The organism is Comamonas sp. GW821-FHT11H03 (assembly GCF_058807955.1).
Genome location: NZ_JBXARF010000005.1, coordinates 372,998 through 388,160 on the forward strand (window position 1 = coordinate 372,998; position 15,163 = coordinate 388,160).

Annotated in this window: 16 protein-coding genes and 1 tRNA gene; 3 read left to right on the forward strand and 14 right to left on the reverse strand. The window is 61.7% G+C overall.

Translation table 11 applies throughout. From position 1 onward, the window contains the following. Positions 1–58 precede the first annotated feature (58 nt). From AC1RTQ_RS14120 to AC1RTQ_RS14130, 3 genes are all read left to right on the forward strand, one after another. Positions 59–1,075: an alpha/beta fold hydrolase gene (locus AC1RTQ_RS14120; protein WP_492876589.1), complete on the forward strand. Its 1,017-nt coding sequence runs from the start codon at positions 59–61 to the stop codon at positions 1,073–1,075. Continuing rightward, positions 1,072–3,303 (forward strand): RelA/SpoT family protein, encoded by a 2,232-nt coding sequence (locus AC1RTQ_RS14125; RefSeq protein ID WP_304350354.1) that lies wholly within the window; start codon positions 1,072–1,074, stop codon positions 3,301–3,303. The genes AC1RTQ_RS14120 and AC1RTQ_RS14125 overlap by 4 nt, the downstream gene beginning before the upstream one ends. A gap of 105 nt (positions 3,304–3,408) precedes the next feature. Next, positions 3,409–3,485 (forward strand) — tRNA-Val (locus AC1RTQ_RS14130). A 332-nt stretch (positions 3,486–3,817) separates the two neighbouring features. Here the strand turns inward: AC1RTQ_RS14130 and ccmI are convergent. Genes ccmI through napE form a run of 14 tightly spaced genes read right to left on the reverse strand, consistent with a single transcriptional unit; the run spans position 3,818 to position 14,994 of the window. Next, positions 3,818–5,089 (reverse strand): c-type cytochrome biogenesis protein CcmI, encoded by a 1,272-nt coding sequence (gene ccmI, locus AC1RTQ_RS14135; protein WP_492876591.1) that lies wholly within the window; start codon positions 5,087–5,089, stop codon positions 3,818–3,820. Next, positions 5,086–5,559, reverse strand: coding sequence for a cytochrome c-type biogenesis protein (locus tag AC1RTQ_RS14140; protein ID WP_492876592.1), 474 nt, complete (start codon positions 5,557–5,559; stop codon positions 5,086–5,088). Before AC1RTQ_RS14140 ends, ccmI begins: the two co-directional genes overlap by 4 nt. Then, complete coding sequence (locus tag AC1RTQ_RS14145) at positions 5,556–6,074, reverse strand: DsbE family thiol:disulfide interchange protein (protein ID WP_492876593.1); 519 nt, start codon at positions 6,072–6,074, stop codon at positions 5,556–5,558. Before AC1RTQ_RS14145 ends, AC1RTQ_RS14140 begins: the two co-directional genes overlap by 4 nt. Then, positions 6,074–8,080, reverse strand: a complete 2,007-nt coding sequence (locus AC1RTQ_RS14150) for a heme lyase CcmF/NrfE family subunit (RefSeq protein WP_492876595.1) — start codon at positions 8,078–8,080, stop codon at positions 6,074–6,076. The genes AC1RTQ_RS14145 and AC1RTQ_RS14150 overlap by 1 nt, the downstream gene beginning before the upstream one ends. Further along, on the reverse strand, positions 8,077–8,613 hold the full coding sequence (gene ccmE, locus AC1RTQ_RS14155; RefSeq protein ID WP_492876597.1) for a cytochrome c maturation protein CcmE: 537 nt from the start codon (positions 8,611–8,613) through the stop codon (positions 8,077–8,079). Before ccmE ends, AC1RTQ_RS14150 begins: the two co-directional genes overlap by 4 nt. After that, a complete protein-coding gene (ccmD, locus tag AC1RTQ_RS14160) occupies positions 8,610–8,753 on the reverse strand; it encodes a heme exporter protein CcmD (protein WP_492876599.1) in 144 nt (47 codons plus the stop codon). The genes ccmE and ccmD overlap by 4 nt, the downstream gene beginning before the upstream one ends. Continuing rightward, the gene (gene ccmC, locus AC1RTQ_RS14165; protein ID WP_196491429.1) at positions 8,753–9,514 is read right to left on the reverse strand and encodes a heme ABC transporter permease CcmC; all 762 of its coding nucleotides are present in this window, start codon (positions 9,512–9,514) and stop codon (positions 8,753–8,755) included. Before ccmC ends, ccmD begins: the two co-directional genes overlap by 1 nt. 1 nt (position 9,515) lies before the next feature. Next, positions 9,516–10,112, reverse strand: a complete 597-nt coding sequence (ccmB, locus tag AC1RTQ_RS14170; RefSeq protein ID WP_230847653.1) for a heme exporter protein CcmB — start codon at positions 10,110–10,112, stop codon at positions 9,516–9,518. Between the two features lie 53 nt (positions 10,113–10,165). After that, entirely contained in the window at positions 10,166–10,855 is a 690-nt protein-coding gene (gene ccmA, locus AC1RTQ_RS14175; protein ID WP_492876602.1) for a heme ABC exporter ATP-binding protein CcmA, read from the reverse strand. Positions 10,856–10,859: 4 nt separating this feature from the next. Beyond that, positions 10,860–11,507, reverse strand: coding sequence for a cytochrome c3 family protein (locus AC1RTQ_RS14180; RefSeq protein WP_492876604.1), 648 nt, complete (start codon positions 11,505–11,507; stop codon positions 10,860–10,862). 24 nt (positions 11,508–11,531) lie between these two features. After that, positions 11,532–12,038, reverse strand: coding sequence for a nitrate reductase cytochrome c-type subunit (locus AC1RTQ_RS14185; protein WP_492876606.1), 507 nt, complete (start codon positions 12,036–12,038; stop codon positions 11,532–11,534). Positions 12,039–12,055: 17 nt separating this feature from the next. Continuing rightward, positions 12,056–14,545 carry a periplasmic nitrate reductase subunit alpha gene (gene napA / locus AC1RTQ_RS14190; RefSeq protein WP_492876608.1) on the reverse strand — a complete coding sequence of 830 codons (2,490 nt, stop codon included), beginning with the start codon at positions 14,543–14,545 and terminating at the stop codon, positions 12,056–12,058. Beyond that, positions 14,538–14,840 carry a chaperone NapD gene (locus AC1RTQ_RS14195; protein WP_492876610.1) on the reverse strand — a complete coding sequence of 101 codons (303 nt, stop codon included), beginning with the start codon at positions 14,838–14,840 and terminating at the stop codon, positions 14,538–14,540. The genes napA and AC1RTQ_RS14195 overlap by 8 nt, the downstream gene beginning before the upstream one ends. Next, a complete protein-coding gene (napE, locus tag AC1RTQ_RS14200; protein WP_492876612.1) occupies positions 14,833–14,994 on the reverse strand; it encodes a periplasmic nitrate reductase, NapE protein in 162 nt (53 codons plus the stop codon). Before napE ends, AC1RTQ_RS14195 begins: the two co-directional genes overlap by 8 nt. Positions 14,995–15,163: the final 169 nt, after the last annotated feature.

Below are 15,163 nucleotides of genomic sequence, written 5' to 3' on the forward strand. Positions count from 1 at the left end.
GAATGAATTACGATGCGACACAGCCATTATCGGCTCCGGTCCTGAAAACGCGTTCTCCATGAATCAACCTACGCTGAATTACGTATCGTGTCCCGGAGCCTCTGCCATGGCTCCGAGCTGGGCCAGTTCCCAGCGTCGCCAGCAGGTCGAGGTTCAGCCCGAGGGCACGCACCGCATGGCGTACTGGGAATGGAACCGTACCGGAAATCCAAGACATCCTCATGTCATCGTCTGTGTGCATGGCCTCTCGCGCCAGGGGCGAGACTTTGATGTGCTGGCCACCGAGCTCAGCCGCTTTGCCCGCGTGATCTGTCCCGATGTGGTCGGGCGCGGCGAAAGCGACTGGCTGGTCGAGCCCATGGGCTACCAGGTGCCGCTGTATGCGGCAGATATGCTTGCGCTGCTCGCCCAGTTGCATGCGCAGGCACCGATTGAAACCCTGGACTGGGTGGGCACCAGCATGGGCGGCCTGATCGGTATGGCGGTGCTGGGCCAACCCGGCCTGCTGCTGCCGGTGCCGGCGCGGCGGCTGGTGCTCAACGATGTCGGCCCGGCCATTGAGTGGGAGTCGCTGGAGCGCATCGGCTCCTATGTCGGCAAAAGCTTGCAGTTTCCCAACTTTGAGAGCGCTGCCACCGCCATGCGCTTGATTTCCGAGGGATTCGGCCCACATACCGATGAGCAGTGGTGCCGGCTCTCGCAAGCCATGATCAAGCCAGATCCCCAAGGGGGGGTGGTGCTGCATTACGACCCCCGTATTGCGGCGCCGATGGCCCAGATGACGCGCGAGACCGCCCAGGCTGGTGAGGCCTTGCTCTGGCAGCTTTACGACCAGATCAAGGCACAGGTCTTGCTTATCAGAGGGGCCGAGTCCGATCTGCTTTCCAGCCCTACCGCCAAGGCCATGACCGAGCGTGGCCCCAGAGCGCATTGCACGGAACTGGAAGGCGTGGGGCATGCTCCGACGCTGGTAGTGCCGGGGCAAGTGGCGTTGATACAAAAGTTTTTACAAGGGGATAAGGGTCTGCCTGCGAGCATCAGTCTTGTGCAGCAGGCCCAAGAGGAAGCTGCATGAAGACCAGCGATACCGTAACCACAGTCTCTGACGCCGCACCCAAGCTCACGGAGCCTACGCCGCATCTGATTACCGCCACATCCGAGGTTTTGCCCGATCAAGTCAATGCGCTGGCGCGCGCGCGTGCCTTTGCAGAGCCGCTGATTGCAGGCGAAGTCATGGAGACCGGTGAAAACACCCTGACTCACGCCGACGCCGTGGCCGCCATCCTCAAGAAGATTGGGGGCTCGGAAACCATGCAGGCTGCCATTTATCTGGTGCACGCCAGCGTGCACCTGAATAAGCCGCAGGAAGTGATTGCCAAGGCGTTTGGCGATAATTTTGCGACCCTGGCGGTCGAGACCATCAAGCTCATTCGCGTGCAGCAGCAGGCGCGAGAGGCCGAGTTGAGCAGCCAGCATGTCGATGGCGTGGCCACGCAGACCGAGAACGTGCGCAAGATGCTGCTGGGCTTCTCGCGCGATCTGCGGGTGGTGCTGCTGCGCCTGGCGTCGCGCCTGCAGACGCTGCGCTACTACGCGGCCGAGAAGAGCCCGGTTTCGCCCAGCATCGCGCGCGAAGCACTCTATGTCTTTGCGCCCCTGGCCAACCGTCTGGGCATCTGGCAGATCAAATGGGAGCTGGAAGATCTGGCTTTCCGTTTTCTGGAGCCCGATACCTATCGCCAGATTGCGCGTCTGCTCGACGAAAAGCGGGTCGAACGCGAAGCCTATATGGAGCAGATGCGCGCGCGCCTCGAAGCCGACTTGCGCGCCCACAGCATCAGCGCCTCGGTTCAGGGGCGACCCAAGCATATCTACAGCATCGTCAAGAAGATGCGCGGCAAGTCGCTGAGCTTTGACCAGCTGTTCGATATTCGTGCCATGCGCGTCATCGTGCCTACGGTCAAGGACTGCTATGCAGCCCTTTCCTGGGTGCATGAGCAATTCACGCCGCTGGAAAAAGAGTTCGACGACTACATCGCCAAACCCAAGCCCAACGGCTATCAGTCGCTGCACACGGTGGTGCGCGATGAAACCGGCCGCACCATAGAGATCCAGATCCGTACCCAGGCCATGCATGACCATGCCGAACATGGCGTGGCCGCACACTGGGCCTACAAGGAAGCCGGCACCAAGGGCTATGCGGGCGTGTCGGCGTCCAGCGAGTATGACGCCAAGATTGCCGTGCTGCGCCAGTTGCTGGCCTGGGGCAGCGACCTGACGGGCTCGGCCCAGCGTGGTCTGTTTGAAGATCGCATCTATGTGCTGACTCCCGATGCGGCCGTGATCGAGCTGCCGCAAGGGGCCACACCGGTGGACTTTGCCTACTCGGTGCACACCAGCCTGGGCCATCGTTGCCGTGGCGCGCGAGTGGACGGAGCCATGGTGCCGCTGAACACCGCTCTGGAAAGCGGCCAGACGGTGGAGATCAACACGGCCAAGGAAGACCGGCCCTCGCGCGACTGGCTCAATGCCGAGCTGGGTTACCTGGTCAGCAACCGTGCCAAGGCCAAGGTGCGCGCCTGGTTCAATGCCCAGGCCACGCACGAAACCGTCTCGCGCGGGCGCGAGGCCGTTGAAAAGCTGCTGCAGCGCGAGGGCAAGACGGCGATCAAGCTTGAAGAGCTGGCTGCACAGCTGGGCTTCAAGTCTGCCGATGCACTGTTTGAAGTCGTGGGCAAGGACGAGTATTCACTGCGCAATATCGAAGTCGTGCTGCGTCCCAGTGAAGAAACGCCAGAGGAAGACGCATTCACTCCGGTGCGCAAGGCGCGTGGACATGACTCGTCGCGAGGTGGAGTGCTGGTGGTGGGCGTCGATTCGCTCATGACCCAGCTCGCCAAATGCTGCAAGCCGGCTCCTCCGGACGAGATCGGCGGCTTTGTGACTCGAGGCAAGGGCGTCAGCGTGCACCGCCGCGATTGCTCCAATTTCCGCGAGATGATGGCCAAAAGCCCCGAGCGTGTCATTGAGGTCGACTGGGGCACTCCCAAGCATGTGGACAAGGGCGGACCGGTTTACCCCGTGGACGTTGCAGTCGAGGCGGCCGACCGCCAAGGCCTGCTGCGCGATATCTCGGACGTGTTTGCGCGCGAGAAGACCAATGTCATCGGGGTGCAGACCCAGTCCGTCAAGGGGACCGCGTGGATGACGTTCACGGTGGAAGTGGCGGATTCGGGTCGCCTCAACAAGGTGCTAGGCATCGTCGCCAGTGTCTCCGGCGTTCGCTCGGCCAGAAGGCGCTGATGTAAATCCCGATTGCGCCTAGCTGTGCTCGATGACAAGAAAATGTTAGCTCTCAAAAAATGAGTGAAAAACCCGTGCTACAATTGCTTCATCGAACAGAACAACAGGCGCGTAGCTCAGCTGGTTAGAGCACCACCTTGACATGGTGGGGGTCGTTGGTTCGAGTCCAATCGCGCCTACCAAACGTGCAAACGAAACCAGAGTTTGCAGCAAAAATGCCCGCTAACAAGCGGGCATTTTTGTTTTGTCGGTATGAAGCCGCTAGCGGAAAACAGCATTCAAACAGACATTTTTTTCGCAACTGTCGGTTGATTTCTGCCAGTGTTCAGATCGCGCATCCCGATCACCGTCCAGAGCGGAGTAGTGGTTCAGGATCGAGCCGCCCCTCGCAACATAGCTGCTCTTGACTCCGTATTCCGATTCACTGTCACAGCACATGACGGCGCAATGCCTGCACCGAAGATGCCAATAACGCATGTTGTCTGCCTGGCTGGCTGCAGTCCAGACACACTTGCTAGAAAGCCGGATTCAATTCCAGCAGCAAGTTCGAGGAGCCGGGAGTCACCGAGAACGACTGGCTGTAGATATCTCCAGCTCGTGGCATGGCTTGGCCGTCCAGCGACAGCCGCGCCTGCAAACGTAGCTCCGGGAATGACGACAGCGAAACTGCAGGATCGAGCAGGTTCTCCGGTCCCAGCGTGAAATGTGTCGGCAGGGAGGTCGCTGGCAGGCGCAGCACTGCCACAGGCCGGGGGTGACCGTCGGCGCGAGCCACGACAAAGACCTGAGCCTTGGCCAACCGGGCTGGTTCAGATGGATGGGCCTTGGAGGCTGCCCATCGCAACTCTCCGCTCAGGCGGCTCTTGGATGCAGCCGCAGTCTTGGCAGTGATGCTCGAACTGTCTTCAGACGCCAAAGCCTCCAGCTTGAGCAGATCATCTTGCACTCGCAGCGCCATGTCCGATCCTGGCTCCAATTGGCGCAGCAGGGCTTGCCAGTTCTTTTGTGCCTCCTCCAGCTTGCCGTGGCGCACGGCTGCACTCCCTGCAAGGGCCAGTGCCTTGGGTTGATCGGGCTGCAACATCAGAGCCTGCTTTATGGCCTTGCCGGCCTCGCCATCCAGATCACCGCCCTGTGCCGATGCCAGCGCGTCGGCAAGATCGGCCCATAACCTTGCCTGGACTTCCTCATCCGCCGCGCTACGCCGCGCTTCCTGCAAAGCCCGCCGGTACGCTTGGGCCGCTGCGTCAAAGAGCTCCAGAGTTTCATAGGAGCGGGCCAGCATAACCCAGCCAGGCAGGTTCTGGGGTTGCTCTTCAAGACGCCGGGCCAGCCCGTCCACCATGGCCTGCACCTGTGCATCGCCCACGCCGTCTCCGTGCGCGCCGGGTTGCTCCTGCGCCAGTTGCGCTGCAGCCTTGGGGTCGCCCACCTGCAGGTACAAAGCGAACGCGGCGACAGGGAGTAGCACCGCCAACAACAGCGCGCTGCCACGGCGCAGCCAAGGACTTTGGCGCCAGGCCACCGATGCTCGGGGTCTGTCCAGTTCGCTGAGCAGACGCCGCTGCAGTTCTTCGACCGCTTGAGCATGGTCGGTCTCGCTCAGGCGCCCGCCTGAGCGCTCCAGCGTCAACTCGGCCAACTGGGCCTGGTAGAGGCGGCGCAGCGCTTCATCAGGATCGCTGGCGGACAATGGGACCTCGGCCAGCAAAGGCGGCAGCAGTACCGCCAGGCTCAGCATCATCAGGGCGATGGCACCTAGCCACAACCAGTGCATGGCGCTCATTGGCGTTCCTCCTTTGAGGTCGTGTCCAGCCATTGACGTGCGCGGTCGAGTTGCTGCGGCGTGAGTGGCTCGTCCGGCGTGCTCCTTTGGCGCAGTGTGCGCCGCAGCAGGACAAAGCCGCCCAGCGCGGCAAGGAACGGGCTGCTCCATAGCAACCAGGTCGATGGCTTCCAGGGCGGGTTGTAGCGCACAAAGGAGCCGTAGCGCTGTTCGAAGAAGTTGATCACCTGCTCATTGCTATGGCCCTGCTCGAGCTGGCTGCGGATCTCGCGACGCATGTCCTCGGCCATGGGGGCACGCGATTCGGCCACGGTCTGGTTTTGGCAGACGACACAGCGAAGCTGAGCGGCCAACGCCATTTCACGATCCGGCAGTTCCTGGTCCCGAGCGGTCTGCCCGGCCTGGGCCAGCATTGCCATGCAGGCCAGCAAGGCCGCTGTGCAGGCTGCGCCGGTGCTTCGCGGTTTCATTGGAGACTCCTGATGATCGGCAGCAGCCGATCGCGCCATATTTCTGCGGTTACCGGGCCCACATGGCGATAGCGCACGCGGCCCTGGCCGTCAATGACAAAGGTTTCCGGCACTCCCTGGATGCCGAAGTCCATGCCCACGCGGCCATCGCCGTCGATGGCTGAAGCTCGGTAGGGGTTGCCCGCCACTCGCAGCAGCGCGCGAGCCTTGTCCGGCTGATCCTTGTAGTTCAGGCCGTAGACGGTGACCGCGTCGCGCTTCGAGAGCTCGGCCAATACGGGTAGCTCCTGTCGACAGGGGGCGCACCATGAGGCCCAGACATTGAGCAGCCAGGCCCGGCCTCGCAGGTCCTGCAGATGCAGGACTTGCTGCTGGTCTTCGAGCAGAGGGCGGTCTATGGCCGGTGCGGGTTGTTCCAGCAGCGCCGAAGGCAGGGCCCGTGGGTCACGCTGCAGGCCAAGCCCGAGCATGATGGCCAAGCCTAAAAATATTGCCAGGGGCAGGACAAAGCGCATCAGGCAGCTCCTTGCAGGGCCGGAGCGCCGGACTGGCGCTGCGCTCGCTGCTTGGCCGTACGAAAGCGCCGGTCCATAAGGCTCAGGCCCGCGCCCAGCGCCATCATCAGTGTGCCTATCCAGACCCAGTCCATGAAAGGCTTGACCTGTAGGCGCACGGTCCAGCGCAGGCCTTGATCGTCCAGTGGATCGCCCAGGGCCACGAAAACGTCGCGCGTCCAGCCGCTGTCAATGGCGGCCTGGCTCAGCGCCATGCCCTGGGCGCGGTAAACCCGCTTCTCGGGAAACATGCTCCAGCTGTCCAGCCCCGCTCGGCTGACGGTGAATTGGGCACGCTGCGCGTCATAGTTGGGGCCGGCGGCTGGACCAAGGCTGTCGAAGCGGAAGCGGTAGCCGCCCACCTCGGCAGTCTCACCCTGCGCCAGCGTGGTTTCGTGCCGGCTCTCCAGCCCGTCGGCCAGGCTTACCGCCAGCACGAACACGCCTGCACCGGCATGGGCCATCAGCATGCCCCACCAGCCCCAGGGCTGGCGCGACAGGCGCTGACCCAGATGGCCGATTTCCAGGCCTTGCCCCAGGCGCTGCCAGATATGGGCCAGTGTGCTGAGCAGGCACCATAGACCCAGGGCTAGGCCCAGCAAGGTGGCCGGGGAAAGGCGCACACCCATCCAGCCGCCTGCCAGTGCCAGCACCGCCGCGCAGGCAAGGCTCAGCACGAGGGCCACGCGAAGGCGCCGCCACAGCTCGCCAACCAGGCTGCTCTTCCAGCGCGCCACCGTGCCCACGCCCATCAGGGCCAGTGCCGGCAGGACCAAAGGCAAAAAGACGGCCTGGAAGTACGGCGGCCCAACGGAGATCTTCTCGCCGCTCAGCACATCGAGCGCCAGCGGGTACAGCGTGCCTATGAGCACCGCCAGCGCTGCAGCGGTGAAGAGCACGTTGTTGATCAGCAAAAAGGTTTCGCGCGAGAGCATGGCAAATTCCCCGGAGCCGCGGCCCAGCTCCGGTGCGCGCCAGGCGAACAGCCACAGCGATGCTCCCACCACAGCCACGATGAAGCACAGGATGAAGAGTCCCCGCCCTGGGTCCACGGCAAAGGCATGAACCGAGGTAAGCACGCCTGAGCGCACGAGAAAAGTACCCAGCAGGCTCAGTGAAAATGCGCAGATGGCCAGCAGGGCGGACCAGCTGCGGAAGGCGCCGCGCTGGTCGGTCACGATCAGCGAATGCAGCAGGGCCGTACCCACCAGCCAGGGCATGAAAGAGGCGTTTTCCACCGGGTCCCAGAACCACCAGCCGCCCCAGCCCAGCACGTAGTAAGCCCAGGCGCTGCCCAGCAGAATGCCCAGCGTCAGAAAGCCCCAGGCTGCCAGTGTCCAGGAGCGCGACCAGCGCGCCCAGGCAGCACCCAACTCGCCCGAGATCAGTGCCGCCAGCGCGAACGCAAAAGGTACGGCAAAGCCCACATAGCCCATGTACAGCAGCGGCGGATGCAGCACCATGCCGGGGTCTTGCAGCAAGGGATTGAGGTCCTTGCCTTCCGCAGCCGCTGGTATCAGGCGCGCAAACGGGTTGGAGAGAAACAGCAGGAACAGCAGCAGGCCCACACTGATCCAGCCCAGCACCGCGAGCACGCGCGCCACGAAGGCCGGCGGCAGGTCTCGGCTGCGCCAGGCCACTGCCAGGGTCCAGCCCGAGAGCATGAGCTGCCACAGCAGCATGGATCCTTCATGACCACCCCAGAACGCTGCCAACTTGTAGGCCATGGGCAGGTCGCTATGCGAATTGGCCGCCACATACAGCACCGAGAAGTCTCCGCGCCAGAAGCACCAGAACAGGCTGGCCGAAGACAGCACGCACAACGCGCATAGCAAAAAGGCTGCGGGCCGGGCCAGCCTTACCCAGCCCGCCAGTCCCCAGTGGGCACCGGCCAGCGGCAGCACCGCCAGCAGCACTGCCGTAACCAGGGCCAGTACGAGGGCGAACACGCCAAGTTCAGCGATCATGTGCGGCCTCCGCTGGAGACGGCAGCGGCAGCGGCAGCGGCACCGGCACCGGCGCTGTCCTGGCCGGCTTCCCTGACGGTGGCGTCGTCGGCAGACTTTTCCGGCGGCTTGCCGGCGGCGCTTTTCAATGCATGGGCTGCTTCGGGCGGCATGTAGTTCTCGTCGTGCTTGGCCAGCACCTCGGAGGCCTGGAAGGCTCCGTCCGCCTGCATACGGCCAGATACCACCACACCTTTGCCCTCGCGGAACAGGTCGGGCAGCAATCCTCGATACTGCACAGGCACACTGCGCACTTCATCGGTCACGGCAAAGCGCAGCAGCATTCCGTCGCCGCTGCGCTGCAGTGAGCCAGGCTCCACCAGGCCTCCCAGGCGAAAGGCCGCACCATGCGGAACCTCGCCCGCATGAACCTGGCTGGGGCTGTAGAAGAACATCACATTGTAGTTGAGTGCTCGCAGCACCAGCGTGACGGCTGCGGCCACCAGCGCAAGTCCTGCCAACACCCACAGCAGGCGACGCTGGCGCGGCTTCATGAGCTCTCCCTGGTTGAGAGTCCGGACGCGGCTTCAGCCTTCAGGCGACGGCTGCGCACAAAGATGCTGACCAGCTCGATACCCAGCGCCATCGCGCTCACACCGTAGGCCAGAGCAATGAAAAAAGCATGATCCTGCATTACAGACTCTCCTCGCGGGCTCGCTCCAGAATCAGGCAGCGGGCCCGCACCAGGGCGACGGCCAGCGTATAGGCCCAGCAGGCCAGCGCCATCAACAGCATGCCGGCCAGCATGGTGTGCGTCATGCTGGGAGCTGTATCCATGCGGATGCTCGCACCCTGATGCAAGGTGCTCCACCACTGAACCGAGAAATAGATGATGGGAACATTGACCACGCCGGCCAGCAGCACGATGGCGCCAGCGCCATCGGCCCGACGCGAATCCTCGATGGCCGAGACCATGGCCATATAACCCAGATACAGGAACAGCAGGATCAGCTCCGAGGTCAGCCGGGCATCCCACACCCACCAGGCTCCCCAGGTCGGCTTGCCCCAGGCCGCTCCGGTCCACAAGGCGATGGCCGTGAACAACGCCCCCGTGGGTGCCAGGGCCCTTGCCAGCACGGGGGAAAGACGGGTGCCGTAAATCAACCCCAGGGCAGCATGGAGCGCTGCCACCAGATAGATGAACATGGACATCCAGGCGGCCGGCACATGCAAAAAGATGATGCGGTAGACCTCGCCCTGTTGGTGATCCGTAGGTGCCAGTCCAAATCCGACCCATAGACCCGCAGCAGCCAGCACGGCAGCCAGCACAGCCATCCAGGGCCAGACTCGGCCAGCCCAGTGGTAAAAAATCGGGGGCGAAGTCAGTTGGCGCCATTTGCGGCCGCTGGACCCTGCTGCAGGCGTCGGCGATGCATTGGAAGTAAGGGAATTCATATCACTCCAGTGCGAGGCGCAAGGCCGCTGCTATAGCCCAGGGGCCGGCCAGTAACGCCAGGCACAGGCATGCCCCCAGCAGATTGAGAGCAGGCGCTGCACTCAGCCCTTGCTGTGCCTGGGCCACGGCATGGCTGCCAAAGATCAGGATGGGTACGCTCAGCGGCAGCACCACCAGAGCCAGCAGCAACTGCCCCCGCACACCCAGTGTCAGTGCTGCGCCCAGAGCCGCCAGCAGGCACAGGCTGGGCGTTCCCAGGGCCAGCGATGCCAGCAGAATACCGATCACCGTCCCATCCAGGCCGTACTGCCAGCCCAGCAAGGGAGCCACCAGCAACAATGGCAACACGCCCAGCAACCAGTGCGTGGCCACCTTGAGGCCCACCAGCAGCGAAAGGGGCGCAGGCGCCAGCAACCACTGCTCCAGCGACCCGTCGGCCATGTCGCTCTCGAACAACCGGTACTGCCCCAGCAGCACGGCCAGCAAGGCCGCGACCCACACAATGCCCGGCGCAATCTGCCTCAGCAGGGGCGCATCCGGCCCCAAAGCCAACGGGAAAAGACTGCCCACCAGTACGAAAAAGAACAGCCCGCCCAAGGCATCGGAAGGCCTTCGAGCGGCCAATTTCAACTCTCTTGCGCAAACAGCTCTCAGCAAACAGCCACCTGCTCATTCATTGCCGTCGTGACCACGGAGCAGGATAAGTCCAGCACCGACACCCGGGGCATCGGCAGCACCAGGCGGCGGTGCGAAGCCACCACAGCCATTCCTCCTGAGGCCAGATGTTGCTCCAGTGCCTCGACCAGATATTGTTCGCCCTGGACATCCAGACAGTTGTCGGGTTCGTCCAGCAACCAAAACGCACGCTCGCCCAGCAAAACACGGGCCAGCCCCAATCGCCGACGCTGACCCTGGGACAGTCGGCCAAAAGGCCGTGCGACGACTCCCGTCAACGACAAGGCCTGCAAAACGGCTTGCACGCGTGCTTCATTCCAGCTCACAGCCATCAGATCCAGCGCAAAGCGCAGATTCTCCATCCCTGTCAAGGCGTCGCTCATTCCTGCCTGATGTCCCATATAGGCCAGTTGCCGCTGGTAGGCTGGATCCTGAGGGGGCAGCGTAGCTCCGCACCACTGGAGGCTTCCAGTACGCCATGGCAGAAGGCCGGCCAGACAACGCAGCAGGCTGCTCTTGCCCGCGCCGTTATGACCTTTGAGCATCAGCAGCTGACCGCCACCGAGTTCCAAGCCCAGATCGCGCAGCACCACCCGGCCACCGCGTACACAACCCAGGCCGGATATGCAAAGAAATCTGGAAGCAGCCGTGCCCAAGCCATTCACCCCGCTACTGCACCGACGCAACCGAAGCCTCAGCTGGCCCCGGCACTTTCTGACCTGGCGTGTCGCTGGGGCCCTGTCCGGGAGGAATGTGAGGCAGCTTATGGGCAATGCCCTTGTGGCAGTCGATACAGGTTTTTTCCTTGCTGGCCAAATAGGTGTTGTGCATGTTCTGTGCACGCAAACTCTGCCGTGTCATATCCATGGAGTCGTAGTTATGGCAGTTGCGGCACTCCAGCGAATCGTTGGCCTTGAAGCGAGCCCACTCGTGCTGCGCCAACTCCAGCCGCTTGGCTTCGAACTTTTCAGGCGTGTCGATCGTTCCGAAGATCTTGCCCCACACTTCCTTGGAGGCCTGCATCTTGCGAGCGATCTTGTCGGTCCAGTCATGCGGCACATGACAGTTTGAGCATACGGCGCGTACGCCCGAACGATTCGTGTAGTGGATCGTACTCTTGAGCTCGGCAAACACGTTGTCCCGCATCTCATGACAACCCGTGCAGAATTTCTCCGTGTTGGTCAGCTCCATGGCGGTATTGAATGCGCCCCAGAAGAGAATGCCGCCGATAAAGCCGCCGATGGTCAGAAAGCCCAGGCTGAAATGTACGCTCGGGCGGCGGACCACCGCCCAGTAGCGCTTGAGAAGTGTCAACATAGATGAGCCTCGTGTGCCGCAGCGTCAGTTTTTCTTGGATGCCTTGCCCGACTGGGACTGCAGGGCCTTCAGAATCACGGTATCCACGTCTTCGAAGGTGTTGCTGACCAGAGGGCGGACGGCATCCTGGGCCACATGGCATTGCTGGCAGAAGTAGCGTCGCGTGGATACCTGCCCCAACATTCGCCCGTCGCGATCCATATAGTGCGTGACCGATACCGGCACGGCCTGCGAGATCTCGGCCTTGGTTCGCGAGTGGCAGTCCATGCATTTGTTGAAGTTCTTGTCTACCTGATAGCCGTCCACGCGATGGGGAATCGTGGGAGGTTGCCAAGTGTAGTTGCGCGTGCGGCGCACGTCATCGTTGACGGCATTGCCAAGCACTGGTGGCTTGGTTGCCTGCATGATGGGCGTAGGGCCGCGCGCCGAGTCATAAAAGGTCTCCGCGATAGCGGCCGGCGTCCAGACCATACCTATATTGAGCATAAGCAGAATGCCCACAAGACGGACGAATTTGCGGACGAAGTTCATGGTCAACCTCTCTTTCGTCAAACCTTGGTGACCTTCACAGCGCACTTCTTGAAGTCCGTCTGCAACGAGATCGGGTCGGTAGCATCCAGCGTCACCTTGTTGATCAGCTGGCTGGCGTCGAACCAGGGGACATAGACCAATCCGCGCGGTGGCTTGTTGCGGCCGCGGGTCTCGACGCGCGTGCGCATGGAGCCACGCCGCGAGGACAGCTCCACTTCGCTTCCTCGGCGCACGCCCAGCGCCTTGGCGTCGTCAGGATGCATGTAGCACAGTGCGTTAGGCACGGCACGGTGCAGCTCGGGAACGCGCCGGGTCATGGATCCTGAGTGCCAGTGCTCAAGCACTCGGCCCGTGGAAAGCCAGAACGGATAGTCCTTGTCCGGAGCCTCCGCCGGTGGTTCATAGGGCAAGGCAAAGATGTTGGCCTTGCCGTCGATATTTCCGTAGAACTGGTAGCCCGTACCGGCCTTCACATAGGGGTCCGAGCCTTCGCGGTAGCGCCAGAGGGTTTCCTTGCCGTTGACCACCGGCCAGCGCATGCCGCGCACCTTGTGATATTGGTCGAACGGTGCCAGATCGTGGCCATGGCCACGGCCGAACGAGGCGTACTCCTCGAACAGACCTTTTTGCGGATAGAAGCCAAAGGCCTTGGCTTCCTCGTTTTCATAGGCGGGATCCATATCGGCCAAGGGAAACTTGTCCACGTTGCCGTTGCGGTACAGCACCTCGAACAGGGTCTTGCCGCGCAACTGCGGCTTCTTGGCCAGCAGTTCCTCGGGCCAGACTTCCTCGACCTTGAAACGCTTGGAAAACTCCATCAATTGCCACAGGTCGGAGCGCGCCTCACCAGGAGCCTTGACCAACTGGTGCCAAAAGTGGGTGCGGCGCTCTGCATTGCCGTAGGCGCCTTCCTTCTCGACCCACATGGCCGATGGCAAGATCAGATCGGCGGCCACGGCCGTGACGGTGGGATAGACATCGGAGACCACCACGAAATTTTCGGGATTGCGGTAGCCCGGATAGCCTTCCTGGGCCAGGTTGGCACCCGCCTGAATATTGTTGTTGACCATCACCCAGTAGGCATTGAGCCTGCCGTCCTTGAGTGCTCGGTTTTGTTCCACGGCGTGGTAGCCGGGCTTGGGGGGGATCGTGCCCTCGGGCAGCTTCCAGATGGTTTCCGCAGTCTTGCGATGCTCTGGGTTCGTCACCACCATGTCCGCAGGCAGGCGGTGCGAGAAGGTGCCCACCTCACGCGCCGTTCCGCAGGCCGACGGCTGTCCCGTCAGTGAGAACGGGCTGTTGCCGGGTGTGGCGATCTTGCCCAGCAGCAAGTGAATGTTATAGACCATGTTGTTGGCCCATACACCGCGCGTGTGCTGGTTGAAACCCATGGTCCAGAACGACACCACCTTGCTGTTGGGGTCTGCATAGAGTTCGGCAAGTGCCTTGAGGCGGTTGGCCGGTACACCCGTGAGCTTGGTTGTGTACTCGAGCGTATAGGTGGATACGAACTTGGCGTATTCCTCAAAGTTTATGGACTTGGCACCGTTGGGATCCTTGGCGTTCTTGGCCGCCTTTTGCAGAGGGTGCTCGGGACGCAGCCCGTAGCCGATATCGGTGTTGCCGAGCTTGAAATTGCAGTGCTTGGAGACAAAGTCCTTGTTGACCCTGCCCGTGGTGATGATGTGGTTGGCGATGTAATTGAGTATGGCCAGGTCGGTCTGAGGCTTGAAGGTCAGAGACATGTCCGCCAACTCATACGAGCGGTGCTCGAAGGTGGACAGCACAGCCACCTTCACGCCTGGTGTGGACAGGCGCCTGTCGGTCACGCGCGTCCACAGCACCGGATGCATTTCAGCCATGTTCGAGCCCCAGAGCACAAAGGCAGTCGCGGCCTCGATGTCGTCATAGCAACCCATGGGCTCGTCCATGCCAAAGGTGCGCATGAAGCCGGCAACTGCCGAGGCCATGCAGTGGCGTGCATTGGGATCAATGTTGTTGGTGCGAAAGCCCGCCTTGAACAGCTTGGAGGCTGCATAGCCCTCCCATACCGTCCACTGGCCGGAGCCGAACATGCCCACTGCGTCGGCCCCCTTGGCCTTGAGCGTCTTTTTGAACTGCTCTGCCATGACGTCGAAGGCCGTGTCCCAGGAAACCTGTTGGAACTCGCCATCCTTGGCGTAGCGACCATTCTTCATGCGCAGCAGCGGCTTTGTCAGACGGTCACCGCCATACATGATCTTGGACAGGAAGTAACCCTTGACGCAGTTCAGCCCCCGGTTGACCTCGGCCTCAGGATCACCCTGAGTGGCCACCACGCGGTTGTCCTTGACGGCCACCATGACGCCGCAACCTGTACCGCAAAAGCGACATGGCGCCTTGGACCACTTCAGGTCGGCGGCCATTGCACCTGCATCCTGGGGCAGAACTTCTATGGGTATGCCTGCAACGGCCCCTGCGGCCGCGGCTGCAGATTGACGGACAAAATCACGCCTAGTGCTAGTCATGTGTTACCTCTTGGTTTAGCGACTGCCAGTTCTCAACATGCTGATAAACCAGGGATGCGTTGATTACGCCATCAAGCAGCTCAATCTGAGACACGCAATCAAGTATTTCTCTTGCATGCGGCGCTTCCAAGGTCACTACCAACTTGCCAGCCGGATGACTTCCATGTACTTGAGCGCCTTTGATCGTGACGATGCCAGCAGTTACTTGCGCCAATGCCTGGGGAAGCACATGCACAACCAGACTGGTGATATGCAAGTCGGTATGAGTTTCAATGGGCTCAGATTCTTCATGCATGTGGGGGGCCACCGATGATCATCTGATAAAACCAGATCGTAAAGCCGTAAGTAGCAATCAGTACAACGGCCAATATAGGCGCCATAACAACTGCGAGAAATGCGAAGCTGCGCAACTCCTCGGTACGAGTCGATTCAGGCTGAGGTTCTGTCATTAGCAATCCCCTTGGCTTGGATGCCTGAGCATCCATGATTTGGCGATAGAGATCCGATAACAAACTTTGCCACGAGATTACCGACAAAATTGACTTGCAACAAGGCTCTTCTCGATTCGTTGGTCTGCATCAATTCCTTCATCAAGATTTCATTGAATCAATTGACATT

Excerpts from the sequence above, each read along its gene's own strand:
- napA (WP_492876608.1), bottom strand. The coding sequence starts at position 14,545 with ATGACTAGCACTAGGCGTGATTTTGTCCGTCAATCTGCAGCCGCGGCC.
- ccmD (WP_492876599.1), bottom strand. The coding sequence starts at position 8,753 with ATGCAGGATCATGCTTTTTTCATTGCTCTGGCCTACGGTGTGAGCGCG.
- ccmC (WP_196491429.1), bottom strand. The coding sequence starts at position 9,514 with ATGAATTCCCTTACTTCCAATGCATCGCCGACGCCTGCAGCAGGGTCC.
- AC1RTQ_RS14185 (WP_492876606.1), bottom strand. The coding sequence starts at position 12,038 with ATGAACTTCGTCCGCAAATTCGTCCGTCTTGTGGGCATTCTGCTTATG.
- napE (WP_492876612.1), bottom strand. The coding sequence starts at position 14,994 with ATGACAGAACCTCAGCCTGAATCGACTCGTACCGAGGAGTTGCGCAGC.
- AC1RTQ_RS14145 (WP_492876593.1), bottom strand. The coding sequence starts at position 6,074 with ATGCGCTTTGTCCTGCCCCTGGCAATATTTTTAGGCTTGGCCATCATG.
- AC1RTQ_RS14195 (WP_492876610.1), bottom strand. The coding sequence starts at position 14,840 with ATGCATGAAGAATCTGAGCCCATTGAAACTCATACCGACTTGCATATC.
- AC1RTQ_RS14140 (WP_492876592.1), bottom strand. The coding sequence starts at position 5,559 with ATGAAACCGCGAAGCACCGGCGCAGCCTGCACAGCGGCCTTGCTGGCC.
- AC1RTQ_RS14150 (WP_492876595.1), bottom strand. The coding sequence starts at position 8,080 with ATGATCGCTGAACTTGGCGTGTTCGCCCTCGTACTGGCCCTGGTTACG.
- AC1RTQ_RS14125 (WP_304350354.1), top strand. The coding sequence starts at position 1,072 with ATGAAGACCAGCGATACCGTAACCACAGTCTCTGACGCCGCACCCAAG.
- AC1RTQ_RS14180 (WP_492876604.1), bottom strand. The coding sequence starts at position 11,507 with ATGTTGACACTTCTCAAGCGCTACTGGGCGGTGGTCCGCCGCCCGAGC.
- ccmE (WP_492876597.1), bottom strand. The coding sequence starts at position 8,613 with ATGAAGCCGCGCCAGCGTCGCCTGCTGTGGGTGTTGGCAGGACTTGCG.
- ccmI (WP_492876591.1), bottom strand. The coding sequence starts at position 5,089 with ATGAGCGCCATGCACTGGTTGTGGCTAGGTGCCATCGCCCTGATGATG.
- AC1RTQ_RS14120 (WP_492876589.1), top strand. The coding sequence starts at position 59 with ATGAATCAACCTACGCTGAATTACGTATCGTGTCCCGGAGCCTCTGCC.